The following is a 25,270-nucleotide window of genomic DNA, read 5'->3' as shown; positions in this document are numbered from 1 at the left end:
GCGAAGGAGCCGTCCCGGCCTGCGGGACGGCTCCTTCGCGTACTGCCGGGGCTCAGCCGAGCTTGGTCACGTCGCGGACGGCGCCCTTGTCGGCGGAGGTGGCCATCGCGGCGTAGGCGCGCAGGGCCTGGCTGACCTGGCGCTCGCGGTTCTTCGGGCGGTAGCCGCCCGAGGCCTCCAGGGCGCGGCGGCGCTCGGCGAGGACCTCGTCCGGGACCTCCAGGGAGATGGTCCGGCCGGGGATGTCGATGGCGATGGTGTCGCCGTCCTCGACGAGGGCGATGGTGCCGCCGGAGGCCGCCTCCGGGGAGGCGTGGCCGATGGACAGACCCGAGGTGCCGCCGGAGAAACGGCCGTCGGTGACCAGCGCGCAGGCCTTGCCGAGGCCGCGGCCCTTGAGGAAGGACGTCGGGTAGAGCATCTCCTGCATGCCCGGGCCGCCCTTGGGGCCCTCGTAGCGGATGACGACGACGTCGCCCTCCTTGATCCGCTTGGCCAGGATCGCCTCGACCGCGTCCTCCTGGGACTCCACGACGACGGCCGGGCCGCTGAAGGTCCAGATCGACTCGTCCACGCCGGCGGTCTTCACGATGCAGCCGTCCTCGGCGAGGTTGCCGTGCAGCACGGCCAGGCCGCCCTCGACGGAGTAGGCGTGCTCGACGCCGCGGATGCAGCCCTTGGCGGCGTCGGTGTCCAGCGACTCCCAGCGCTCGGACTGGGAGAAGGCCTCGGAGGAGCGGACGCAGCCGGGGGCGGCGTGCCACAGCTCGACGGCCTCGGCGGAGGGCGAGCCGCCGCGCACGTCCCAGGTCTTGAGCCACTCGGCGAGCGAGTCGGCGTGCACGGTGTGGACGTCCTCGTTGAGCAGCCCGCCGCGGTACAGCTCGCCGAGGATCGCCGGGATGCCGCCGGCCCGGTGGACGTCCTCCATGTAGTACGAGCCGTTCGGCGCGACCTTGGACAGGCAGGGCACCTTGCGGGAGATCGCGTCGATGGCCCGCAGGTCGAAGTCCAGCTCGGCCTCCTGGGCGGCGGCGAGCAGGTGCAGGATCGTGTTGGTCGAGCCGCCCATGGCGATGTCCAGGGCCATGGCGTTCTCGAAGGCGGCGCGGGTGGCGATCGCCCGGGGCAGGACGGAGGCGTCGTCACCGTCGTAGTAGCGGTTCGCGATCGCGACGACGGTCTGCCCGGCGTTCTCGTACAGCGCCCGGCGGGCCGTGTGGGTGGCGAGCACCGAACCGTTGCCGGGCAGCGAGAGGCCGATGGCCTCGGTGAGGCAGTTCATCGAGTTGGCGGTGAACATGCCGGAACACGAGCCGCAGGTCGGGCAGGCGTTCTCCTCGATGATCGCGATGTCCTCGTCGGAGACGTTCTCGTTGACGGCCTGCGAGATCGCGTCGACCAGGTCGAGCTTGCGCACGGTGCCGTCGACCAGGGTGGCCTTGCCGGCCTCCATCGGACCGCCGGAGACGAAGACGGTCGGGATGTTCAGGCGCAGCGCGGCCATCAGCATGCCCGGGGTGATCTTGTCGCAGTTGGAGATGCAGATCAGGGCGTCCGCGCAGTGCGCGTTGACCATGTACTCGACCGAGTCGGCGATCAGGTCGCGCGAGGGCAGCGAGTAGAGCATGCCGCCGTGGCCCATCGCGATGCCGTCGTCCACGGCGATGGTGTTGAACTCGCGCGGGATGCCGCCCGCCTGCTTGATCGCCTCGGAGACGATCCGGCCCACCGGCTGGAGGTGGGTGTGGCCGGGGACGAACTCCGTGAAGGAGTTGGCGACCGCGATGATCGGCTTGCCGAAGTCCTCGCGGGCTACACCGGCCGCCCGGAGAAGCGCCCGGGCGCCTGCCATGTTGCGACCGTGGGTGACCGTACGGGACCTCAGCTCGGGCACTGTGCTCCACTCCTTCGGGCTCTCGCCGGCGCCCCGCCGGTGGGAGGGTGCGGGGGCCGCTGTGGCTACCGAGCCTACGCCCGCCGTCCGGGCGGCGGACGGGCCGTCCGCGATGCGGTCGTACCGCCGGCGTGCGGGCCGGCGTGCGGGCCGGGGGGTTGTCGACGGGCGGTGGGCGGGGGGCGGCTGGCCGGCGGGGGCGGCGGGCAGTCGGCAGGGAGGTGGGCGGCTGGTCGGTGGGCGGCGCTGCGGGATCACCCCGGGGTGACGGCCACCGTGAGGTCGAGGGCGAACGGCTCGACCACGATGCCGTCCGGGAACTCGACGAGCATGGCCTCCCGCTCGGCGGCCAGCACCGGCGCGCGCTCCTCGGGGCTCAGCGAGGCCAGGTACGAGCGGGAGGTGAGGTCGGTCAGCACGTGGTCGACGGTGACCCGCCGCTCCCAGTGCAGCACCGCCCGTTCGACCGCGAGGCCGGCCGGCGCGAAGTGGCTGGTGTGGTCGCTGATCCCGCCGTAGCCGCGGTAGCGGGCGGGCAGTGCGGCGGCCATCCGCCGGTCCCGGGCCCGGACCCACGGCACGGTCTCGTCGTGCACGTTCCACCAGACGGCGACGGCGCCGCCCGGCCGCAGGACCCGGAGCGCCTCGGGGACCGACCGCTCGGGGTACGTCCAGTGGAAGGCCTGGGCGTAGGTGATCAGGTCGGCGGAGTGGTCGTGGAAGGGCAGGTCGTCGCCGCTGCCGCGGACCAGCGGCAGCGTGGGCGAGGAGGCCAGGAACTGGGCGGCCATGCCGGAGCTGGGCTCGACGGCGACGACGTCCGCGCCCCTGGCGGCCAGCAGCCGGGTGGCGATGCCGGTGCCCGCGCCGACGTCCAGGACCCGGGCGCCCTTGAGGCCCCGGCCCCACAGCCGCTCCAGCGCGTCGAACAGCTCGTCGGGGTAGCCGGGGCGGCCCCGGTCGTACTCGGCGGCCACCGCGCCGAAGCTCCCGGCGGCCTCACGATAGTTCCGCTCCTCCGTCATGTCTCGCCCTCCGTACGGAAGTTCGCACCAACAGCGGGGCGTGCCCGTGCGGCTCAGCGTACGCGCGAGGAGGTGGCCAGGTGCAAGCGGGTAAAAGCCAGGGCCTCGGCCAGATCGGCCTCGCGTTCGGCGGGCGACGCGGAGCGCCGGGTGTTGACTTCCAGCACCACGTGGCCGTCGAACCCGGTACGGGCGAGGTGCTCCAGCAGCTCCGCGCAGGGCTGCTTGCCGCGGCCGGGGATCAGGTGCTCGTCCTTGCCGGAGCCGCTGCCGTCGGCCAGGTGCACGTGGGCGAGCCGGTCGCCCATCCGCTCGACCATGGCGAAGGTGTCGATCCGGGACGTCGCCACGTGCGAGAGGTCGATGGTGAAGTGCCGGTACTCCTCGTCGGTGACGTCCCAGCCGGGCGCGTACGCCAGCACCTCGCGGTCGCGGTAGCGCCACGGGTACATGTTCTCGACGGCGAAGCGGACGTCGGTCTCGCCCGCCATCCGGTTGATGCCCTCGACGAAGTCCCGGGCGTACTGGCGCTGCCAGCGGAACGGCGGATGGACGACGACGGCGCTCGCGCCGAGCTTCTCGGCCGCCGCCCGGGCCCGGACCAGCTTGGTCCACGGGTCGGTGGTCCACACCCGCTGGGTGATCAGCAGACAGGGCGCGTGCACGGCCAGGATCGGCAGCTGATGGGCGTCGGAGAGCCGGCGCAGCGCCTCGATGTCCTGACTGACCGGATCGTTCCAGACCATCACCTCGACCCCGTCGTAGCCGAGCTTCGCCGCCAGCTCGAAAGCGACGGCAGTGCTCGCCGGGTACACCGAAGCGGTGGACAGGGCCACCTTGGTGTCGGGGATGTGCAGCGCCGGGTGCTGGGGCAGCACCAGCCGGTCGGTGGTGCGCAGCAACGGCGGACGGGCGGCGTCCCGGCGGGCGGCCTTGACCGAGCGCACCGACTGGACGGCCGCCTTCGCGGCACCGGCGGCCCGGGCGGTGCGGGTCTCCCGCGGCGCGGCCTTGGCGGCCGCCTTGCGGGGGGCCGGGCCGCGGGCGGGCGCCGCCCCGGGCTGCTCCGGCGGCCGCGTCGGGGGCTTCTTGTCCGTGGCCTTCTTGTCCGTGGTCTTCTTCGCGGTCGGCTTCTTCGCGGTCGGCTTCTCGGCGGCGGTGCGCGTCGTCGCGGCGGTCTTCGGTGCGGCCGTCTTCGGGGCGTCCTTCGTGGCAGCCTTCTTCGTGGCGGCCTTCTTCGTGGTGCGCTGGGCCGCCTTCACAGCCTTGGCGGCCTGCGCGGCGGTGGCGCCCTTGACCGCCTTGCCGAGCCGGCGGCGCGGGCTGTCCGGCCGCGGCTGCCCGTCCCCGGGAGCGCGGCCCTCCCGCGTCCCGTCCTCGCCCGCTGGTTGCACCACGGGAGACAGCGTAAGCGGAGCTCGCTCCGAACGGGACGCCGTCCTACGGAGTCAACGCCGGTCGGCGCCGGTCGGCGGGGCTGTCCATGGCGTCCAGGCGGCGCAGGATGATGCCCTCGCGCAGCGCCCACGGGCAGACGTCCAGCTCGTCGAGGCCGAACAGGTCCATCGCGGCGTCGGCGACCAGCGCGCCGGCCAGCAACTGCTTGGCACGGCCCTCGGAGACGCCGGGGATCTGGGCGCGCTCGGCGACGGTCATCGTGGCCAGCCGCGGCAGCCAGGCGCCAAGCCCGCTGCGGGTGAGCCGGCGGTCGGTGTACGGGCCGGCGTCGGCGGGCGCGGCGCCGGTCATCCGGGCCAGCTGCTTGAAGGTCTTGGAGGTGGCGACCGCGTGCTGCGGCGGCCCGAGCCGGGAGATCTCGCCGACCACGGTGGCCATCTCGGCCCGGATGTGGCGTCTCAGCTCGCGCAGCCCGTCCGGGTCCGCGACGTCCCCGGGAAGCCAGCGGGCGGTCAGCCGCCCGGCGCCCAGCGGCAGCGAGCAGGCGACGTCCGGCTGCTCGTCCAGACCGCAGCCGATCTCCAGCGAGCCGCCGCCGATGTCCAGGTTGAGCAGCCGGCCGGAGGACCAGCCGAACCAGCGGCGAACCGCCAGGAAGGTGAGCCGGGCCTCGTCCTGCCCGGAGAGCACCCGCAGCTCGACACCGGTCTCGGCGGTCACCCGGCGCAGCACCTCCTCGCCGTTCGCGGCCTCGCGCACGGCGGAGGTGGCGAACGGCAGGATGTCGACGACACCCTTGTCCTCGGCGACCCGCAGCGAGGACGCGATGTGGCCGACCAGCCGCTCGATACCGGCCTCGTTTATCGAGCCGTCCTCGTCCAGCAGCTCGGCCAGGCGCAGTTCGGCCTTGTGGGAGTACGCGGGCAGCGGGGCGGCGCCCGGATGGGCGTCCACCACGAGGAAGTGGACCGTGTTGGAACCTACGTCGAGAACACCGAGTCGCATAACTCTCCACGCTACGCGATCCGGGCCCGGGCGAGGGGGGTTGCGACGGTATTCACGCTGGTCCGGGGCGGCGTCCGGGCCCTCGGCGGCCTCCGGCTCCCTGGCGTTCGCCCCCCGGCGTCAGGTTCCCCGGCGTCCCGTCACAGCAGGCCGTCCCACAGCTGCTCCACGATGACGGCCCACCAGTTCTCCGGATCGGCGAAGACCGAACCGTCCGCCTCCACCAGAGCACGCTGCAGACCGTCCACCGCCTCGCCCGCCGCCACCGGGCCGAGGCCGCGCAGGGCGGGCCACCAGCCGGCGAACACCTCCAGGCAGCGGGCGAAGGCGCGCAGGTCCGCGTTGCAGTGGCGGGCGGTCGCGTAGTCCGGATCCACCGCCCGGACGGCGCCGTCCACCGTGTCGAGGGCTACCAGCGCCCAGCCGTCCGTCCCCAGCACCAGCTGCCCGGCGAGCGCCGGACGCTCGCGCTCGGCCACCCGGGCGCCGCGGCCGAGCGCCGCCAGGTGGGCCGCCAGCGGCGGCAGCACGGTGCCGGGGCGGGTACCGTCCGCGATCGCCTCCGCGCCGGGGTGGTGCAGGGCGAAGAACCCCGGCACGGCCGTCGGCACACCCACCGCCAGCAGCAACGCGGCCGCGTCCCCGGGCAGTTCGGCCCGCGCCACGTCCGCCGGGTCGAAACGCTGCACACCCGCCGGGCCGAACCGCTCCGCGAGCCGCGCGGCGAGCGCCGCGTCGGGCTCGTCCGGCGCGTTCCGCACCGGGCGGGGGAAGGGCACCCGGTTGCGGGCCGGCCCGTCCGGGGGCGCGGGCAGCGCCCGTACGGCGGCGGCCCGGTGGTCGAACCGCGGGCCGTACGGCAACTCGAAGTCGACCCGGGCGTCCGGCAGTTCGGCGGCCAGCGCGTGGGCCCAGTAGCCGCCGGGCAGGGCGCTCATCCGCAGGTCGGTCCGGACGGCCAGCACGTCCCCGGCCGCCACCCCCTGCTCGCGCAGCCACCACCAGCCGCGCAGCGCCGGATGCGGCAGGCCCGCCGCCGAACGCAGCGCCAGCGACCGCTCCTCGCCCGCGTCGTCCCGGTACGTCAGCTCGGCACGGGCACCGCGGCCGGTCGCCGGCGGCCGGGTCGGGTCGTGCCCGCCCGCGCCGACGAAGTCCCGGTACAGCCCGACCACTTCGTCCACCGGCACCGAGGGCCACACCGTGAACCGCCCGCTCTCCCGGTCCACCACGGCACAGGCAGCCCCCACCTCCTCGGGCGCCCGCCGCTCACCGGTCCGCGGATCCACCTCCACACGCGCGGGCTCCGCCCACACCACCCACCCGAGCTCGAACTCGTGCGCGCACACCCGCCGCACCACCGCGGCGCCCTGCGGAAGATCCCCGTTGATCCACCGATGCCCCGCCGCCACCGCCTGCGCCCGCGAAACCACCCGGCCACCCCCGTCCCCGACACCCAACCCGACCGCGCCGCGACCCTACGCCCTCACACCAAGGAGTGCCGCCTCCACCCGAACTCCCCTGCCGGCTCACGCAGAAAGTCGACCCCACCGACTGCCTGAGCAAATCCCGCCCACCCCTGCACGACCATCAAGGCCGGTCTACAGATCCACAGCGAGCCCACGCACGAAAAGTCGGCCCGCCCGACTTCCCACGCACATAGGCAAAAATATGGCGACCAGCTACAGATTTACGGGTAGCCGACCCCCACCGCACACAGGAAGTCGACCCCGCCGACTTCTCGCGCAACGCCCACCCAACCCCGGCGATCGGTCTACATGCCGACCCAGCACGCGAAAAGTCGGCCCGGTCGACTTCTCACGCACGCACGCTTTCCGTCCCCATCCGGCCAATATGGAGACCGGTCTGCATATTTGCCCTGGCGGAGGTGAGCGAGCGCAGGAAGTCGGCCTGGTCGACTTCCTGCGCAAACTGCGGGTGGCTAGCCGGTGGGGGTGAGGGCGAGGGGGCGGCCTTCCGGGGTGAGGGCGATGGCCCAGAGGCCGTGGGTGGCGGGGTGGAGGGGGGTGGGGCCCTGGCGGGCGAGTTGGTGGTCGAGGTAGGTGACGGTGTCCTGGTGGTTGACGGCGTTCCAGGCGTGCGGGCGACCGAAGGCGTCCAGGGTGAGGAGGACGGCCTGGGAGCCGTGGCCGGCGCGGCGGAGGTCGTCGGCGAGGCGGTCGATGGCCTGGTCGCCGTCGCCCAGGTCACGGAAGGGGGCGCCGAGTTCGCGTTCGGCGCGGTCCCGGCCGCCGCGTTCGCCGGCGTCCCCCTCGGTGGGGATGCGCGGGGCGGCGCAGGTGGGTCGGCCGGTGTGACACTCGACGGCGGAGAGGGCGATCTCCAGGCTGTTGTTGGCCCGGCCCGGTTCGCGGTAGCCGCCGGCGTTGACGGCCTCCGCCCAGCCGCCGATGGCCGGGTGGGGGTGGCGGACCGGGAGCCCGTCCGCGTCGCGGGGTGCGCGGCGTTCGAGTTCGGCCTGGTGTTCCGGGTCGACCGGGCCGAGCCCGCCGGGCAGCCCGTACGGGCGGCTGTCGGTGATGCTGCGCGGCTGGGCGGCCGGGTCGTCGGGGTGGGCTCCGCGCCGTGCGCGCAGGGCGAGTTGGAGGGCCATGGCGTGGGTGGTCGCGACCGGGACGGCGCCCCACGCGAGGGTGGGGTCGGCGACGGTCTCGGCAGTGTCCCGGCGTCGGGTGTCGACGTGGTGCGGCTCGGGCCGGCCGAGCACCGGGGTGGTGCCGACGATCGGCGGTGTGACCGGAACCGGGGTCGGCGGACCGGTGACGGGGTGCGGCGCGGCGCCGACCGGGGTGCGGGGTGCGGGAGCGCCCGGCCGGGGTTCGCCGACGGCGGGCTGCGGCGCGGCAGCACCCGTTCCGCTGCCGAACGGTGCCGCCACCTGCGCGGCAGGCCCTCCGCCGCCGCCCGCGAGCGGCCCTGGCCCGACCGCGCCAACGGCCCCGACCGCGCCAACGGCCCCGACCGCACCGACTGCACCCACCCCTCCGGCCACCGGGTACCCGGCGCCGTACGCCGGTGTCCCGAACGGCCCGGCGACGCCGACCGGCCGGATCGCCGGCGGGGCGTCCGGCGCCGGTGTGTACGAGGAGCCGGAGGAGCTGTTGGAGGACTGCGCGGCACTGGGCGCGGGCGGCGCGCTCACCGAGTCGGTCCGTACGGTCACCGGCCCGCCGCCCCCACCGCCCCCACCGTGTGCCGGAGCCGAAGCCGACGTCGCAACCGAAGCCGGAGCTGAACCCGAAGCCGCAGGGGCCTGGAGCGGGTAGTCGCCGTCCGCCCAGCCCGCCGACCCGCCGCCCTGGCGGACCGGCGCGGCGACGGACCGCCCGGGAGACCCGTCGTCGCGCGCCGGCGGCGTCCAGTCGGCACCGCCGGCCACCGCCCGGTGTTGCCCCTGCCAGCCCCCGGTCGCGTACGAGGCCCCCGCCGCCACCGCACCGGCGGGCGCGCTCGCGGCGACGGCGGTGTCCGCCCCGCCCACGACCGCACCCGGGTCCGCCACGACGGCCGAGGCCACGGTCACCACGCCGGGCGTCTTCGGATCCGGCTTGCCGTCCGGCCCCGTGCCGTCGGCCGGCTTCCCGTCCGCGGTGGCCGGCTTGTCCGGTGTCTCGGGCAGCCCGGCGGGTGGCAGCCCCACGACGGGCAGCCCGTGGACCTCCTGGCCGTGTTCGTCGGTGAGCACCGGCTGCCCGTGCTCGTCCAGCCGGACGGCCAGGTCGGCCACCCCGACGACCGGTTTGCCGTCCGGCCCCGGGACGACCAGCAGCCCGGAGGGGTCGCCCACCGGCGTGCCGTCGGCCCGGAGGATGACCGGCCGACCGTCCTGGCCGAGGACGGGCTGCCCGTGTTCGTCGAGCTTGACGGTGAGCCCGGGCACGCCGACCAGCTGTTTGCCGTCCTTGCCCGCGAGCAGGACCAGCCCCGTGCCGTCCGCGCCGAGCACGCCCGGTTCGCCGAGGGCGACGGGCAGTCCGGCGGCGAGCGGGTCGAAGGCGCCGGTGCGGTACGAGGCGGCGGTGATCCCCGTCCCCTGCGCGGTGCCGAGCCGGAGCAGGGCGACGGCGGCCGGTTCCTTGAGCACGGTGGCGAGCGCGTCCTTCATGGCACGGCCGAGTTCGGCGAGCAGCCCGCCGATCTTCAGCGCGGCGGCGTCGACGACGACGGCCGCCACGCCCGCCGCGACCTGTTCGGTGGCGGTGTTCTGCACCGTGGTCGCGAGGCCGCCGACGGCCTTCTTCAGCCCGCCGACCACCCCGCTGTTCTCCGCCCCCGGCCCGGGGGCGCCATCGGCCGCCGCGGCGAGCTTGCCCGCCGCCTCCTTGGCCTTGGCGGCCTGCTCCTCGGCCTGCGCGAGGTCGGCGGCGAGCTGTTGCAGGGTCGCGATGATCTCGGCCTTGCAGGTGTCCACGGCCCGCGCGGCCGTGTCGAAGGCGCCGGCGACCAGCCCGACCGCGGCGTGCGCGTCGTCCAGGTGGCCTTTGCCGCCGCCGCTGAAGGCCTGCCAGTACGCGCCGAAGGCTTCGACCGCGTGGCCGGAGTTGTCGGCGGTGACGCGCTGGACGGACTCGCCGCAGCGGCGGGTGAGGCGGTCGGCCTCCTTGCCGAACTCCCGCCAGACTCCGGCCGCCTTGCGCAGGCCCTCCTCGTCGGCCTGCGGCCACTGGTGGCCGGTCCTGGCCAGCACCGGGGCCAGTTCCTCGGGCAGTTTCCGGGACACGCGCTTCCCCCTCCGAGCCGGGTCCGTCAGACCGACATGTCCTTGGGGACGGCGGGCGCCGCCCCCGGGGTTGCCCCCGTCGTCGAATAGACCGCGGACACCGCCGCCGCCCCGGGCCCGGGCCCGGTCACGCCCTCGACCCCACCGCCGAAGCCGCTCGCCGCCGAGGTGTCCGTGTCCGTCGTCCGCTCGGCCATCGCGTGCAGCCCGGTCCCGACCTTCCCCACCCGTCCGGCCAACCCCCGCAGCCCGCCGACGAGTTCGCCGTGCGCCGGACCGTACACGGTGGCGAAGCCGCTGCCCGGCGTGTCCGTTCCCCAGGGGGCGCCGAGCGCGGCGAGGTCCCGTTCCAGGGCGGCGACGGCCTTCGTCAGCTCGCCCCCGATCTTCTCGAACTCCCGCCCCTCGCCGTGCAGTTCCCACGGCTTGAGGACGAACGCGCCGCCCGCGCGGTCGGACGCCCCGGTGCTGCCGCCTGCCATCCCCGTACCTCCCCGTAGCGGACCGCCATCCTAGGCACGCTCCCGGGCCTGCCCGCAGCGCCCGACGGACCTCTTCACCCCGCCTTCACCCGTACCGGGCCCCCGCCCGGCCCCGTGCCGAAGCCGGCGCCGAACCCGGCCTGAGCCCGGCCCGAACCCGGCCCGAGCGCCGTGCCGAAACCGCCGCCACGCGCACCGACCCCGTCACCACGCCCGCGAAAGCTCTACCCTTGCCGGGTGGCACCAGCAGAAACGTCCAAGAAGAAGGCCAAGGCGAAGCCCCCGGCCTCCCCCGCCCCCGTCGACCTCGCGATGCCGACCCTGCGCCGCGAGATCCCGCGCGACGAGGTCCCGCTCGACTTCCCGCGCGCCTGGGTCGAGTTCGCCGACCCCGCCGACGAGGAGCAGGTGTTCCGCTGCGACCTCACCTGGCTGACCTCCCGCTGGTCCTGCGTGTTCGGCCAGGGCTGCCACGGCATCCGTGAGGGCCGCGGCGAGTCGGACGGCTGTTGCACGCTGGGCGCGCACTACTCGGACGAGGACGACGAGAAGCGCGTCCTGGGCCACGCGGCGCGGCTGACGCCCGAGCTGTGGGAGAACTTCGCCGAGGGCACCGACGCCAAGGGCCGACTGGTCTCCGACCCCGGCAACGGCGGTAACGGCGGCGCCCGCGGCATCACCATGCTGGACGAGGACGGCGACCGCCAGACCCGCCGGGTCAACGGCGCCTGCATCTTCGTGAACAGCCCGGACTTCGCGGGCGGCGCCGGCTGCGCCCTGCACGCGCTGGCGCTCAAGGAGGGCCGCGAGCCGCTGGAGACCAAGCCGGACGTCTGCTGGCAGCTGCCGATCCGCCGCACCTACGACTGGATCGACCGCCCGGACGACACCCGCTACCTCCAGGTCTCGATCGGCGAGTACGACCGCCGTGGCTGGGGCCCGGGCGGCCACGACCTGCACTGGTGGTGCACCGGCGCCCCGGCGGCCCACCAGGGCGCGGAGCCGGTGTACGTCAGCTACCGCCCCGAGCTCACCGAGCTGATGGGCGGGGCGGCGTACGACGTGCTGGCCCGCCTGTGCGAGGAGCGGATCGCCACCAAGGGCGACCGCAGGATCGCCCCGCACCCGGCCGACCCGATCAGGAAGGACCCCGCCAAGAAGGCGGACCCGACCAGGACGGGCAAGAAGGCCAAGAAGGACTGACCTACTTGTCGATGTCCCCGACGACGAAGAACATCGACCCCAGGATCGCCACCATGTCCGCGACCAGCGTCCCCGGCAGCAGTTCGGTCAGCGCCTGGATGTTGTTGAAGGACGCCGAGCGCAGCTTGAGCCGCCAGGGCGTCTTGTCGCCGCGCGAGACCAGGTAGTAGCCGTTGATCCCGAGCGGGTTCTCGGTCCACGCGTAGGTGCTGCCCTCGGGTGCCTTGAGCACCTTGGGCAGCCGCTGGTTGACCGGGCCGGGCGGCAGGGTGGCGAGCTTGTCAAGGCAGGCGTCGGCGAGGTCCAGGGCGTTGAGGCTCTGTTCCAGCAGGCATTCGAAGCGGGCCAGGCAGTCGCCCTCTTCGCGGGTGACCACGGTGAGCACCTGCCGCAGTTCCTCGGAGCCGTACGCGAGGTAGGGCTCGTCGCGGCGCAGGTCGAGGTCGAGGCCGCTGGCCCGGGCGATGGGGCCGCTGACCCCGTAGGCCTCGGCCTGTGCCCGGGTGAGGGTGCCGACGCCGGCGGTGCGGGCGCGGAAGATCTCGTTGCCGAGGACGAGTTCCTCGAACACCGGCATCTCCGACCGCACCTTGGCGACGGCGGCGCGGACCCGGCCGAGCCAGCCCGCCGGGAGGTCCTCCTTGAGGCCGCCGACCCGGTTGAACATGTAGTGCATCCGGCCGCCGGAAGCCTCCTCCAGGACGTGCTGGAGGTCTTCGCGGCCGTGGAAGGCGTGGAAGATCGGGGTGATGCCGCCGAGCTCCAGCGGGTAGGAGCCGAGGAACATCAGGTGGTTGAGCACCCGGTTGAGTTCGGCGAGCAGGGTGCGGATCCAGACCGCCCGCTCGGGGACCTCCATGCCGAGCATCCGCTCGACGCCGAGGACGACGCCGAGTTCGTTGGAGAAGGCGGAGAGCCAGTCGTGCCGGTTGGCCAGCATGATGATCTGCCGGTAGTCACGGGCCTCGAACAGCTTCTCCGCGCCCCGGTGCATGTAGCCGATCACCGGCTCGGCGGTGATGATGCGCTCGCCGTCGAGCAGCAGGCGCAGCCGCAGCACGCCGTGCGTGGCCGGGTGCTGCGGGCCGATGTTGAGCACCATGTCGGTGGTGCCCGCCGCGCCGCTGACGTTCTCGGCTCCCGCCCCGATGCCGACCGTGGTCTCCCTCATGCCCCCAGAGTCTGCCATCCCGGCAGGAGCTCCAAGCTCGCCGCCCTCCTCAAAATCTCAGGGGGCGGCATGCGGACAGCCTGCAGCAGCCACCCGAAGCCGCCCAGCCCGTTCGGGTCGGTCAGCTCGGCCCCCTCCCCCGCCCCGCTCAGCGCCCGCAGGTAGCCCGCCGGGTCGGTGGAGGCGAGCAGGAGCGGCGGGCGCCCGCCGCTCACGCCGAGCGCGCGCAGGGCCTCGCGCTGCGTCGTCCACAGGCTGTGGAGACCGGGGACGGCGATGGCGTCCAGGGCCACGTGCGCGGTCACGTCGCAGGAGCCGTCCGGCACCGGGGACACCTCCCGGCCGTCCCGGAAGCCGGTGAAGGTGCCGAGGGGCGGCCGCCGCCCCGCCGTGTGCCCGTAGTCGACCGCGACGGCCAGGCCGCGCTCCAGTCCGGCGACGGCCCGCGCCCAGGCGGCGTCCCGCGGTCCGCCGAACTCCACCACCTCCCCGGGCTCCGAGACCGGCCACCAGCGCGCGGCCCAGGCCGATTCCGCCTCCGGCGCCTCCGCGCCCAGCCGCAGCGCTCCGCTCTCGGTGTCCACCTCGACGCAGCGCAGCACTCCGTCCTCGTCCACTTCGCCGGCGTCCAGCGGCACGTTGTCCAGCCACTCGTTGGCGAACAGCAGCCCGGTCACGCCCTGCGGCAGCTCGTCCGTCCACAGGGCTGTGGACGGGAGCCCGGCCGGGCGGTCCGCGATCTCCACGCCGTACGGGCGCAGCCGCGCCAGCACCTCGGCGGGCAGCTCGGCCAGGACCCCGGTCAGCAGTTCCCCCCGACCGGCCCCGACGTCGACGAAGGCCAGCTCCTCCGGACGACCGAGGGCCGCGTCAACCTGGAGGAGCAGCCGGGCCACCGCACGGGCGAACCTCGGCGAGGCGTGCACCGAGGTGCGGAAGTGCCCGGCCGGGCCCTCGGGCCTGCGGTAGAAGCCCCGGTCGGGGTCGTAGAGGGCCTGTTCCATGGCGGGCGCCCACCGCATCCAAGTCATGGGGCGGGACGCTACCCGGCAGTCGGAAGGCCCTCCCAATCGGAGCCGGGGCTTCTCCGACCTACGGAGTAGGACGGATCGCCCTACCGGCGGACCTGGACACGTGGAGCGACTGCCTACGCTGGACACGTGCATCGACTCAACGCCTGGCTCCGCCGTCACCCCATGGTGGTCGACGCCGCATGGGCGGCGATCGTGCTCTTCCTCGGCCTGCTCCCGGACGGCAACTTCCCCGACGGCGGCTGGCGCTTCGACGCGAACATCCTGGTCGCGCTGGTGCTGCCCGCGCTGATGGTCGTCCGCCGGCGCTACCCCGACGTCACCGTGGCCGCCGCCACCGGCCTCGGCGTCAGCCAGGTGCTCGCCGGCGTCGAGCCGGGCGCCTCCTCGATCGCCTACCTGGTCTTCGCCTACACCGGCGCCGCCTTCGGCCAGAAGTGGACCTCGCGGCTGGCGCTGGTCGCCGGGCTGTCCGCCGGGCCGCTGGTGTTCTGGCAGATGCACCCGATGAAGACGGTCCGCGAGAACTCCGGTCACTACATCTCCCGCGACTACAACCTCGGTGAAGCAGCGCTGATCATGCTGCTGATGAGCACGCCGTTCATCCTGTGCTGGGCGTGGGGCCGGCTGACCCGGGTGCGCCGCGCCTACCTGACCGAGCTGGAGGACCGCGCCGCCCGGCTGGAGCGCGAGCGGGACGCCCAGGCCAAGGTGGCGGTCGCCGCCGAGCGGGCCCGGATCGCCCGCGAGCTGCACGACGTGGTCGCGCACAACGTCTCGGTGATGATCGTCCAGGCCGACGGCGCCGCGTACGTCCTCGACAACTCCCCGCAGCAGGCGAAGGAGGCGCTCGGCACGATCGCCTCCACCGGCCGCCAGGCGCTGGTCGAGATGCGCCGCCTGCTGGGCGTGCTGCGCACCGCCGACACCGCCGAGGAGTACGTGCCGCAGCCGGGCGTGGAGGAGCTGCCGGAGCTGCTGGAGCAGGTCCGCACGGCCGGACTGCAGGTGGACTACGCGACCTCCGGGCACCCGCGCGAGCTGCCGCGCGGTGTCGAGCTGACCGTCTACCGGATCGTCCAGGAGGCGCTCACCAACGTCCGCAAGCACGGCGGCCCCGATGTGCACGCCCGGGTCGCGGTCGACTTCGGCGAGCGCGAGCTGGCCGTGCTGGTGGAGGACGACGGGCGCGGCAGCACCGACGAACAGCTGGCCTCCGGCGGCACGGACGGTCTCGGCCACGGCCTGATCGGCATGCGCGAGCGGGTCGGCATGGTCAGCGGCAGCCTCGACGTGGGCCCCCGCCCCGGCGGCGGCTTCCGGATCCGCGCCGTCCTGCCGCTCAAGGCCGCACACTGACCCTCCGCCCTCTCTCTAGGAGCCACCTTGACCATCCGCGTGATGCTCGTCGACGACCAGGAACTGCTGCGCACCGGGTTCCGGATGATCCTGCAGTCGCAGGGCGACATCGAGATCACCGCCGAGGCGGGCGACGGCGCGCAGGCCCTGGAGCTGCTGCGGCACACCACGGTGGACGTGATCCTGATGGACGTCCGGATGCCGCGCCTGGACGGCGTGCAGGCGACCCGCCGGATCTGCCTCGCCGAGGACGGCAGCCCGCTGCCGGGCGCCCCGCACGTGCTGATCCTCACCACCTTCGACCTGGACGAGTACGCCTTCGCCGCGCTCAAGGCCGGCGCCAGCGGCTTCCTGCTCAAGGACGTCCCGCCGACCGAGCTGGTGGCCGCGATCCGCGCGGTGCACGGCGGGGACGCGGTGGTCGCCCCGACCACCACCCGCCGGATGATCGACCGCTTCGCCGAGGTGCTGCCCACCCCGCAGAGCGCGCCCGGCTCGGACGTCCTCGGCCCGCTGACCGAGCGCGAGCGCGAGGTGTTCCTGCTGGTCGCCCAGGGCCTGTCGAACGGCGAGATCGCGGCCCGGCTGGTGCTCTCCGAGGCCACCGTGAAGACCCACGTCGGCCGGATCCTGGCCAAGCTCGGCCTGCGCGACCGGGTCCAGGCCGTGGTGCTGGCGTACGAGGCCGGGCTGATCCGCGCCGGGGCCACCGACTGAGCCTCCTCGGCGTCCGGGCGCCGACCGTAGACTGGGGCGGTACGTCCGGTACCCGATGAGTGGACCGGAACGGTCATTCACGACAAGGGTGGATGCGTGGATCCGTCCGACTTCGCCGAATTCGGCGAGTTCGCCCCGCTCGCCGACGGCCTCGGCGACCCGAGCGATCCCGGCAACCGTCCGGCCCGACTCGCCGTCGGCGTGGTCGGCACCGGCCGGGTCGGCCCCGCGCTCGGCGCCGCCCTGCAGCTCGCCGGGCACACCGTGGTCGCCGCCTCCGGGGTGTCCGCCACCTCCCGCCGCCGTGCCGAGGCGCTGCTGCCGGGCGTGCGGATCGTCACCCCGCCGCAGGTGCTGGCCGCCGCCGACCTGGTCCTGCTGACCGTCCCGGACGACGCGCTGGCCGACCTGGTGGTCGGTCTGGCCGCCACCGGCGCCGTCCGCCCCGGCCAGCTGGTCGTGCACACCTCCGGCGCGCACGGTGTCGCCATCCTGGAGCCCGCCACCCGGGCCGGGGCGCTGCCGCTGGCCCTGCACCCGGCGATGACCTTCACCGGCACCTCGGTCGACCTGGACCGGCTGGCCGGCTGCCCGTTCGGCGTGACCGCCCCCGAGGAGCTGCGGCCGGTCGCCGAGGCGCTGGTGGTGGAGATGGGCGGCGAGCCCGAGTGGGTGCCCGAGGAGGTCCGCCCGCTCTACCACACCGCCCTCGCGCACGGCGCGAACCACCTGGTCACCCTGGTCGCCCAGGCGATGGAGCTGCTGCGCACGGCCGGCGTCGCCGAGCCCGGCCGGATGCTCGGCCCGCTGCTGGGCGCCGCCCTGGACAACAGCCTGCGCTCCGGCGACGCGGCCCTCACCGGCCCGGTCGCCCGGGGCGACGCGGGCACCGTACGGCGTCACCTGGCGCAGCTCAGTACGGTGTCCCCCGACATCCCGGCGGCGTACCGAGCGATGGCCCGCGCCACCGCGCAGCGGGCGCTCGCCAACGGAACGATCGACGACACGTCGGCGGCGGCGCTGCTGGACGTACTGAACGAGGAGAAGCCCTGATGGCACGCGGCAAGCAGCCGAACAAGCCCCAGCGGACGCCGAAGGTCCACCGGGCCGTCGTCACCCGCACCGTGGACGACTTCGAGGCCGCGTTCTGGCCGGACGAGCAGCCGGTGGACAACGCCGTGGTGATGACCATGGGCGCGCTGCACGAGGGCCACGCCGCGCTGATCCGGGCCGCCCGCAAGCAGGTCGGCCGGGACGGCCGGGTCGCGGTGACGGTCTTCGTCAACCCGCTGCAGTTCGGCCCGAGCGAGGACCTGGAGCGCTACCCGCGCAGCCTCGACGACGATGTGAAGCTGGCCGAGGAGAACGGCGCCGACGTGGTCTTCGCGCCGTCCGTCGAGGAGGTCTACCCGAACGGCGAGCCGCAGGTGCGCATCGTGGCGGGCCCGATGGGCGAGCGTTTCGAGGGCGCCACCCGGCCCGGCCACTTCGACGGCGTGCTGACCGTGGTCGCCAAGCTGCTGCACATCACCGACCCGGACTTCGCCTTCTTCGGCGAGAAGGACGCCCAGCAGCTGGCGGTCATCCAGCGGATGGTCGCCGACCTGGACTTCGACGTCGAGATCGTCGGCGTGCCGACCGCCCGCGAGGAGGACGGCCTGGCGCTGTCCTCGCGCAACCGCTACCTCTCGGAGGAGGAGCGCGCCCGCGCCCTGGCCCTGTCCAAGGCCCTGTTCGCCGGCCGGGACGCCGCCGCCCAGGGCCCGAAGGCCGTCCGCGAGGCCGCCTCGGCCGTCCTGGACGCCGCCGAGGGTGTCACCCTTGACTACCTCGCCCTGATCGACCCGCACGACTTCAGCGAAGCGGCGGACGGCTTCCAGGGCGAGGCGGTGCTGGCCGTCGCCGCGCAGGTGGGCTCGACCCGCCTCATCGACAACGTCCGCATCATCGTTCGCTAAGCACCACCGTTCGGTAGCCCAGCCCTCAGGCATGCACTCACAGGAGGCGTGACCCCATGCTCCGCACCATGCTCAAGTCCAAGATCCACCGGGCCACCGTGACCCAGGCCGACCTGCACTACGTCGGCTCCGTCACGGTGGACGAGGACCTGCTCGACGCCGCCGACCTGCTCCCCGGCGAGCTGGTCCACATCGTCGACATCAACAACGGCGCCCGGCTGGAGACGTACACCATCGCCGGCCCGCGCGGCTCCGGCGTGATCGGCATCAACGGCGCCGCCGCCCGGCTGGTCCACCCCGGCGACCTGGTCATCCTCATCGCCTACGGGCAGATGGACACGGCCGAGGCCAAGGGCTACGAGCCGAGCATCGTCTTCGTGGACGAGCGGAACCGGATCACCGGCCTGGGCGGCGACCCGGCGGAGGCCCAGGAGGGCACCGGGCTGCTCCGCGGCGACGCGGCGTACGGTGGCCGGGACGACGCGGCCGACGCCGCCTCTCGCTGAAGGAGCCACTGAGCCATGTCCGTTACGCATCGCCTCACCGCCCCGGCCCCCGGCTGGACCGCCGCCACCGACGTGGTGGTGGTCGGCTCCGGCATCGCCGGTCTCACCGTCGCCCTCAACGTCCGCAAGGCCGGCCTGCGGGCCATGGTGGTCACCAAGGCGATGCTGGACGAAGGCTCCACCCGCTGGGCCCAGGGCGGCATAGCCGCCGCCCTGGGCGAGGGGGACACCCCCGAGCAGCACCTGGACGACACTCTGGTGGCCGGCGCCGGGCTCTGCGACGAGGAGGCCGTGCGCACCATGGTCACCGAGGGCCCGGACGCCGTCCGCCGGCTGATCGCGGTCGGCGCCGCCTTCGACCGCGACGAGGCCGGCGAGATCCTGCTCACCCGCGAGGGCGGCCACCACCGCCGCCGGATCGTGCACGCGGGCGGGGACGCCACCGGCGCCGAGGTCTCCCGCGCCCTGGTCGCCGCCGTCCGCGACGACCCGGACCTGGAGCTGATCGAGCACGCGCTGGTGCTCGACCTGCTGACCGACGCCGAGGGCCACGCGGCCGGCCTCACCCTGCACGTGATGGGCGAGGGTCAGCGGGACGGCGTCGGCGCCGTCCGGGCCCGTGCGGTGGTGCTCGCCACCGGCGGCATGGGCCAGGTCTTCTCCGCCACCACCAACCCGGCGGTCTCCACCGGCGACGGTGTGGCGCTCGCGCTGCGGGCCGGCGCCGCCGTCACCGACCTGGAGTTCGTCCAGTTCCACCCGACCGTGCTCTGGCTCGGCCCCGAGGCCGAGGGCCAGCAGCCGCTGGTCTCCGAGGCCGTCCGCGGCGAGGGCGCCCACCTGGTGGACGCGGACGGCGTCCGCTTCATGGTCGGGCAGCACGAGCTGGCCGAGCTGGCCCCGCGCGACATCGTCGCCAAGGCGATCACCCGGCGCATGCAGGAGCAGGGCGCCGAGCACATGTACCTGGACGGGCGGCACTTCGGCGCCGAGATGTGGGAGCACCGCTTCCCGACCATCCTCGCCGCCTGCCGCGCCCACGGCATCGACCCGGTCACCGAGCCGATCCCCGTTGCCCCGGCCGCGCACCACGCCTCCGGCGGCGTCCGCACCGACCGGCACGGCCGTACCTCCGTCCCCGGCCTGTACGCCTGCGGCGAGGTCGCCTGCACCGGGGTGCACGGCGCCAACCGGCTGGCCTCCAACTCGCTGCTGGAGGGCCTGGTCTTCGCCGAGCGGATCGCGGCCGACCTGGCCGGGCGGCACCTGGCCGGCGAGCTGCCCGAGCGCGCCGTGGACGTCGCCGCCGCGCAGGCCGCGCACCCCGTCCCGCTGCCGCCGTCCGAGGCACGCGCCGACGTCCAGCGGCTGATGTCGCGCGGCGCGGGCGTGCTGCGCTCGGCCGCCTCGATGGCCGACGCCGCGGCCGGGCTCACCCTGATCGCCGAGCAGGCCTACGCACACGTCGCCGAGGAGAAACCGGCCGACCCCCGGGTGGAGACCTGGGAGGCCGCCAACCTGCTGCTGGTCTCCACCGCGCTGGTCGCGGCCGCCGCGCAGCGCGAGGAGACCCGCGGCTGCCACTGGCGCGAGGACTTCCCCGAGCGCGACGACGCCCACTGGCGGCGCCACCTGATCACCACCCTCGCCGCCACTGGCGGCCCCGTCAGCACCCCTGAGGAGCAGTAGAACCATGACCCACTCCCACGAGGAACTCCCCCTGGCCGACCAGGGCGGCTGCGGCGACGGCTGCGCCTGCGGGGACGGCGAGGGCTACGAGACCGGCCTGGACCCGCAGCTGGCCGAGCTGCTGGAGCAGGCCGGGCTGGACCCGGTCGAGGTCGAGGACATCGCCACCCTGGCGCTGGCCGAGGACCTGGCCGGCGGCGAGGACGTCACCTCGGTGGCCACCGTGCCCGCCGACGCCGTCGCCACCGCCGACTTCACCGCCCGTCAGGCCGGCGTGGTGGCCGGTCTGCGGGTCGCCGAGGCGGTCGTCTCGCTGATCTGCGAGGAGGAGTTCGAGGTCGAGCGGCACGTCGAGGACGGTGACCGGGTCGAGGCCGGCCAGGTGCTGCTCTCGGTCCGCTCCCGCACCCGCGACCTGCTGACCGCCGAGCGCAGCGCGCTCAACCTGCTCTGCCACCTGTCCGGCATCGCCACCGCGACCCGCGCCTGGGCGGACGCCCTGGAGGGCACCGGCGCGGTGGTCCGCGACACCCGCAAGACCACCCCGGGCCTGCGGGCGCTGGAGAAGTTCGCGGTGCGCTGCGGCGGCGGCGCCAACCACCGGATGGCGCTGTCCGACGCCGCCCTGGTGAAGGACAACCACGTGGTCGCGGCCGGCGGTGTGGCCGAGGCGTTCCGGGCCGTCCGGGCCGCGTACCCGGAGCTGCCGGTCGAGGTCGAGGTGGACGAGGTGGAGCAGATCGCGCCGGTGCTGGAGGCCGGGGCCGACCTGATCCTGCTGGACAACTTCACCGTCGAGCAGCTGAAGGAGGCCGTCGCGCTGGTGGCCGGCCGGGCGAAGCTGGAGGCCTCCGGCGGACTGACCCTGGCCGACGCGCGCGAGGTCGCCCAGACTGGTGTGGACTACCTGGCCGTGGGCGCGCTCACGCACTCCTCGCCGATCCTGGACATCGGCCTGGACCTGCGCGCCTGACCGTCAGGACCAGCGCAGACCCGTCCCGACTCGCAGAAAGCGCCCCATGCTCCTCACCATCGACGTCGGCAACACCCAGACCACGCTCGGCCTGTTCGACGGCGAGGAAGTGGTGGAACACTGGCGGATCTCCACCGATCCGCGCCGCACCGCCGATGAACTGGCGGTGCTGCTGCAGGGGTTGATGGGCAACCACACCGCGGCCCGGGAGGCCACGGTGGACGGCCTGGCGATCTGCTCGTCCGTTCCCGCCGTGCTCCACGAGCTCCGCGAGGTGACCCGCCGTTACTACGGCGACGTCCCCGCGGTGATCGTGGAGCCCGGCGTGAAGACCGGGGTGCACGTCCTGATGGACAACCCCAAGGAGGTCGGCGCCGACCGGATCGTCAACGCCCTGGCCGCCAACCACCTGTACGGCGGCCCGTGCATCGTGGTCGACTTCGGCACCGCGACCACCTTCGACGCCGTCAACGCCCGCGGCGACTACGTGGGCGGCGCGATCGCCCCCGGCATCGAGATCTCGGTGGAGGCCCTCGGCGTCCGCGGCGCCCAGCTGCGCAAGATCGAGCTGGCCCGCCCGCGCAACGTGATCGGCAAGAACACCGTCGAGGGCATGCAGTCCGGCATCCTCTACGGCTTCGCCGGGCAGGTCGACGGCCTGGTCGACCGGATGGCCCGCGAACTCGCCAAGGACCCGGACGACGTCCAGGTGATCGCCACCGGCGGCCTGGCCCCCCTCGTCCTCGGCGAGGCCACCACCATCGACGTCCACGAGCCCTGGCTCACCCTCATCGGCCTGCGCCTGGTCTACGAACGCAACCGTCCGAGCTGACCGGCTCCCCCCGTCGGGCCGAACGTGGGTGGTTCGGCGCGACGTTACCGACAAATCGGATATTCGTCACGTAGTGTCAACCCATGCCTACGCCACACGGATCGCGCGGCGGCATGGCCTTCAGCGCCGACGAAGTCCGCGTGCTGCGCCGAGCCCTCGCCCAAGCCCTGCACCCCGCCGTTCCCGTCCATCTCCAGGTGCCCGACCGGCCGGCCCTCACCGGGCCGGGCGCCGAACTGTGGGCGGAGGACGTCCAGGACGCGCTGCGTCTGACCGAGGCGATCGACGAGGCCGTCCAGGAGGGCGGCCGACTGCGCGCCTTCCTGCTCGCCGACCTCGGCCGCTACCGCTCCGCCCTGCCCGGCAGCGCGCCCGGCTACCTGGAACGGCTGGAGGAGGCGGTGTCCGACGGGTACCTGCCCGGGCCCGAGGACCTCACCGCACTGCGCGGGCTGATCCGTCAGCCCTGCGGCCACGGTGAACGGTCGCGCCGTTCGCGGCTGGCCGGGCGCTGCCACGCGCTGGCCGAGGCCGCCGTCCGCGAACGCCTCGCCCTCACCACCGGCCAGCCGCGCCACCTGGTGGCCGTACCGAGCCCCGCCGCACCCCCGAGCAGTCACCCCACCCCTGTAGGAGGACGGACCACCATGAGCAGCACCGACTCCCGCCCGGAGCAGCCCGCCGAGCCCGCCGCCGCGAACACCCCGCCCCGCCCGCACCGGATGCCCACCCCGGCCGAGCTCTTCGGCCGCCGGCCCAAGCCCCCGGCCCGGCCCGCCCCGGCCGGCGACGAGGCCCCCGAGGAGATCGAGCTCGCCACCGGCACCGGCTGAGCCGCCCCGCCCGCCCCGCAGGGGGGAGACCGCGACGGCGGTCTCCCCCCTTCCGCGTCCCGGCCTGTCCTTCCCGCCGGTCCCGGCCCGCTTCCCGCCGGTCCCGTCACGGAGCACCGTGTGTGGCTGGCTACCCTTGTGGGGTGAGCGATCAGAGTCTTGTTCCCGCGACCGACGACCTTCCCGAGCAGATGCGCGTCCGGCGCGAGAAGCTGGACCGGCTCCGGGCGGCCGGCGTCGACCCGTACCCGGTCGGATTCCCCCGCACCAGCACCATTGCGGACCTGCGTGCCAAGCACCCAGACCTGGAGCCGGACACCGCGACCGGCGAGCGGGCCGGCATCACCGGGCGGGTGATCCTCTCCCGCACCGGTGGCAAGCTGTGCTTCGCCACCCTGCGCGACGGCACCGGCGACCTGCAGGTGATGCTCTCCCTGGACAAGCTGGGCGCGGAGCGGCTGGCGGCCTGGAAGGCCGACATCGACCTCGGCGACCAGGTCGGCGTCGAGGGCGAGGTGATCACCTCCAAGCGCGGCGAGCTGTCCGTGATGGTGGACCGCTGGGAGCTCACCGCCAAGTGCCTGCGCCCGCTGCCGGACAAGCACAAGGGCCTGACCGACCCGGAGGCTCGGGTCCGCCAGCGCTACGTGGACCTGATCGTCAACCCCGAGGCCCGCGAGATCCTGCACCTGCGCAGCCGCGTGGTCCGCTCGATCCGCCGCACCTACGAGGACCGCGGCTACATCGAGGTCGAGACCCCGATGCTGCAGCCGGTGCACGGCGGCGCCAACGCGCGTCCGTTCAAGACGCACATCAACGCGTACGACATCGACCTCTACATGCGCATCGCCCCCGAGCTGTACCTCAAGCGGCTGGTGGTCGGCGGCGCCGAGAAGGTCTTCGAGATCAACCGCAACTTCCGCAACGAGGGCGCGGACTCCACCCACAACCCGGAGTTCACCTCGCTGGAGTCGTACGAGGCCTACGGCGACTACGACACCCAGGCCGAGCTGATCCGCGAGACGATCGTCAACGCGGCCCGGGACGCGCTGGGCACCACGGTGATCAAGGGCGTGGACGCCCACGGCGTCGAGCACGAGATCGACCTGGCCGAGCCGTGGGAGGAGGTCAGCGTCTACCCGGGCATCTCCGCCCGCCTGGGCGCCGAGGTCACCCCGGAGACCGGCGTCGAGGAGCTGCGCAAGCTGGCCGCCGAGCACGGCATCCCGTTCGAGAAGGACTGGGGCCACGGCCAGATCGTCCTGGAGATGGTCGAGCGTCTGCTGGAGGAGAACGCCGTCCGGCCGACCTTCATCAAGGACTACCCGACCGAGGTCTCCCCGCTGACCCGCCAGCACCGCTCGATCCCGGGCGTGGCCGAGAAGTGGGACCTGGTGATCTTCGGTACCGAGATCGGCACCGCCTACTCCGAGCTGGTCGACCCGGTCGAGCAGCGCGCCCGCCTCACCGCCCAGTCCCTGCTGGCGGCCGGCGGCGACGTCGAGGCGATGCAGGTGGACGAGGACTTCCTGCGCGCCCTGGAGTACGCGATGCCCCCGACCGGTGGCCTCGGCCTCGGCGTGGACCGCCTGATCATGCTGCTGACCGGCAAGAACATCCGGGAGACCGTGCTCTTCCCGCTGGTGAAGCCGGAGCCGAAGGCTGCCGCCGCGACGGCGGAGAAGACCGAGGAGGAGTGACCTGATGGACTACGTCAGCGCGATCGTGCCGCCGCTGGTCATGGCGATCGGTTTCGGGTTCCTGGTGCGGGCCATCGTCCGCAGCCAGGGCGGGAGCCAGCGGGCCAAGGAAGACTTCGACTGATCCCCCGGGGTCCCGGACGGTTCCGGGCCCCGGACGACCGGCGCGCCGCCATTCCCGATTCCCCGGGGTGGCGGCGCGCCGGTTTGGTGCACTTCACAAGATTTGCCCCAATCACTCCCTATCCTGGCCGCACTATGGTCCGGCAACTCGGCGAACTTGAGAACGCCATCATGACCCGGGTGTGGCAGTGGAACCGACCGGTGACGGTTCGCGAGGTTCTCCTGGATCTGCGGTCGGAACGCGAAATCGCGTACACCACGGTGATGACCGTCCTGGACAAGCTCCACAGAAAGGGCTGGCTGCGCCGCGAGCGGGTCGGCCGGGCCTATCGATATGAACCGGTCTCCTCACGTGAGGCGTACACGGCGGCCCTGATGAACGACGCCTGGGCCACCAGTGACAATCCGGCGGCCGCCCTGGTGCACTTCTTCGGCCTGATGTCGCCCGAGCAACGCGAGGCACTCCGGGACGCGCTGCGGGTCGCCGCGCTGTTCCCGGCCGATCCGCCGGGGGCCGATTCCCCGGCGGACGGGCCGGATACCGACGGGGCGGAAACCGGCGGACCGGATACCGGCGGACCGCATACCGGGGAGACCGCGCCGGGGCCGACGCGATAACGTCCCGCC

Annotated in this window: 21 protein-coding genes; 12 read left to right on the top strand and 9 right to left on the bottom strand. The window is 74.0% G+C overall.

The features are described from left to right. Window positions 1-52 precede the first annotated feature (52 nt). The 7 genes from ilvD to ACZ52J_RS05095 form a co-directional block, all read right to left on the bottom strand. The gene (gene ilvD, locus ACZ52J_RS05125) at window positions 53-1,897 is read right to left on the bottom strand and encodes a dihydroxy-acid dehydratase (RefSeq protein ID WP_465615962.1); all 1,845 of its coding nucleotides are present in this window, start codon (window positions 1,895-1,897) and stop codon (window positions 53-55) included. Window positions 1,898-2,151: 254 nt separating this feature from the next. Beyond that, complete coding sequence (locus tag ACZ52J_RS05120) at window positions 2,152-2,922, bottom strand: class I SAM-dependent methyltransferase (RefSeq protein WP_465615960.1); 771 nt, start codon at window positions 2,920-2,922, stop codon at window positions 2,152-2,154. A 53-nt stretch (window positions 2,923-2,975) separates the two neighbouring features. Then, complete coding sequence (locus ACZ52J_RS05115) at window positions 2,976-3,779, bottom strand: sugar phosphate isomerase/epimerase family protein (protein WP_360496078.1); 804 nt, start codon at window positions 3,777-3,779, stop codon at window positions 2,976-2,978. 583 nt (window positions 3,780-4,362) lie between these two features. Further along, the gene (locus tag ACZ52J_RS05110; protein WP_465615958.1) at window positions 4,363-5,325 is read right to left on the bottom strand and encodes a Ppx/GppA family phosphatase; all 963 of its coding nucleotides are present in this window, start codon (window positions 5,323-5,325) and stop codon (window positions 4,363-4,365) included. 140 nt (window positions 5,326-5,465) lie between these two features. Beyond that, complete coding sequence (locus tag ACZ52J_RS05105) at window positions 5,466-6,758, bottom strand: SUKH-4 family immunity protein (RefSeq protein ID WP_465615956.1); 1,293 nt, start codon at window positions 6,756-6,758, stop codon at window positions 5,466-5,468. A 509-nt stretch (window positions 6,759-7,267) separates the two neighbouring features. Continuing rightward, complete coding sequence (locus tag ACZ52J_RS05100) at window positions 7,268-10,066, bottom strand: toxin glutamine deamidase domain-containing protein (RefSeq protein ID WP_465615954.1); 2,799 nt, start codon at window positions 10,064-10,066, stop codon at window positions 7,268-7,270. A gap of 26 nt (window positions 10,067-10,092) precedes the next feature. Continuing rightward, window positions 10,093-10,548: a WXG100 family type VII secretion target gene (locus tag ACZ52J_RS05095; RefSeq protein ID WP_465615952.1), complete on the bottom strand. Its 456-nt coding sequence runs from the start codon at window positions 10,546-10,548 to the stop codon at window positions 10,093-10,095. 312 nt (window positions 10,549-10,860) lie between these two features. Here ACZ52J_RS05095 and ACZ52J_RS05090 point away from each other — a divergent pair, with 312 nt between their 5' ends. Then, a complete protein-coding gene (locus ACZ52J_RS05090; RefSeq protein ID WP_465616356.1) occupies window positions 10,861-11,751 on the top strand; it encodes a DUF3109 family protein in 891 nt (296 codons plus the stop codon). A gap of 1 nt (window position 11,752) precedes the next feature. Here ACZ52J_RS05090 and ACZ52J_RS05085 read toward each other — a convergent pair whose 3' ends face one another. Next, entirely contained in the window at window positions 11,753-12,922 is a 1,170-nt protein-coding gene (locus ACZ52J_RS05085) for an NADH-quinone oxidoreductase subunit D (RefSeq protein ID WP_360495709.1), read from the bottom strand. Then, a complete protein-coding gene (locus ACZ52J_RS05080) occupies window positions 12,919-13,953 on the bottom strand; it encodes an SAM-dependent methyltransferase (protein WP_465615950.1) in 1,035 nt (344 codons plus the stop codon). The genes ACZ52J_RS05085 and ACZ52J_RS05080 overlap by 4 nt, the downstream gene beginning before the upstream one ends. A 129-nt stretch (window positions 13,954-14,082) precedes the next feature. Here ACZ52J_RS05080 and ACZ52J_RS05075 point away from each other — a divergent pair, with 129 nt between their 5' ends. From ACZ52J_RS05075 to ACZ52J_RS05025, 11 genes are all read left to right on the top strand, one after another. Beyond that, the gene (locus ACZ52J_RS05075) at window positions 14,083-15,312 is read left to right on the top strand and encodes a sensor histidine kinase (protein WP_360495715.1); all 1,230 of its coding nucleotides are present in this window, start codon (window positions 14,083-14,085) and stop codon (window positions 15,310-15,312) included. 27 nt (window positions 15,313-15,339) lie between these two features. Beyond that, window positions 15,340-16,029, top strand: coding sequence for a response regulator transcription factor (locus ACZ52J_RS05070; RefSeq protein ID WP_360495718.1), 690 nt, complete (start codon window positions 15,340-15,342; stop codon window positions 16,027-16,029). 201 nt (window positions 16,030-16,230) lie between these two features. Then, the gene (locus ACZ52J_RS05065; protein ID WP_465616354.1) at window positions 16,231-17,082 is read left to right on the top strand and encodes a Rossmann-like and DUF2520 domain-containing protein; all 852 of its coding nucleotides are present in this window, start codon (window positions 16,231-16,233) and stop codon (window positions 17,080-17,082) included. Next, complete coding sequence (panC, locus tag ACZ52J_RS05060) at window positions 17,082-17,987, top strand: pantoate--beta-alanine ligase (RefSeq protein ID WP_465615947.1); 906 nt, start codon at window positions 17,082-17,084, stop codon at window positions 17,985-17,987. The genes ACZ52J_RS05065 and panC overlap by 1 nt, the downstream gene beginning before the upstream one ends. A 56-nt stretch (window positions 17,988-18,043) precedes the next feature. Next, a complete protein-coding gene (gene panD / locus ACZ52J_RS05055; protein ID WP_360495726.1) occupies window positions 18,044-18,493 on the top strand; it encodes an aspartate 1-decarboxylase in 450 nt (149 codons plus the stop codon). 15 nt (window positions 18,494-18,508) lie between these two features. Continuing rightward, window positions 18,509-20,182 carry an L-aspartate oxidase gene (locus ACZ52J_RS05050; protein ID WP_465615945.1) on the top strand — a complete coding sequence of 558 codons (1,674 nt, stop codon included), beginning with the start codon at window positions 18,509-18,511 and terminating at the stop codon, window positions 20,180-20,182. Between the two features lie 4 nt (window positions 20,183-20,186). Beyond that, on the top strand, window positions 20,187-21,155 hold the full coding sequence (gene nadC, locus ACZ52J_RS05045) for a carboxylating nicotinate-nucleotide diphosphorylase (protein WP_360495731.1): 969 nt from the start codon (window positions 20,187-20,189) through the stop codon (window positions 21,153-21,155). A 46-nt stretch (window positions 21,156-21,201) separates the two neighbouring features. Next, window positions 21,202-21,987 carry a type III pantothenate kinase gene (locus ACZ52J_RS05040; protein WP_360495734.1) on the top strand — a complete coding sequence of 262 codons (786 nt, stop codon included), beginning with the start codon at window positions 21,202-21,204 and terminating at the stop codon, window positions 21,985-21,987. Between the two features lie 83 nt (window positions 21,988-22,070). Then, complete coding sequence (locus ACZ52J_RS05035; RefSeq protein ID WP_465615942.1) at window positions 22,071-22,820, top strand: hypothetical protein; 750 nt, start codon at window positions 22,071-22,073, stop codon at window positions 22,818-22,820. Window positions 22,821-22,963: 143 nt separating this feature from the next. Continuing rightward, window positions 22,964-24,520, top strand: coding sequence for a bifunctional lysylphosphatidylglycerol synthetase/lysine--tRNA ligase LysX (gene lysX / locus ACZ52J_RS05030; protein ID WP_360495738.1), 1,557 nt, complete (start codon window positions 22,964-22,966; stop codon window positions 24,518-24,520). A 258-nt stretch (window positions 24,521-24,778) separates the two neighbouring features. Next, window positions 24,779-25,261, top strand: coding sequence for a BlaI/MecI/CopY family transcriptional regulator (locus tag ACZ52J_RS05025; RefSeq protein WP_465615940.1), 483 nt, complete (start codon window positions 24,779-24,781; stop codon window positions 25,259-25,261). Window positions 25,262-25,270: the final 9 nt, after the last annotated feature.

Source organism: Kitasatospora sp. NPDC034035 (assembly GCF_055575755.1).
The sequence above is the reverse complement of the archived record's forward strand: the minus strand, read 5'-3'. Positions and strand labels throughout refer to the sequence as shown.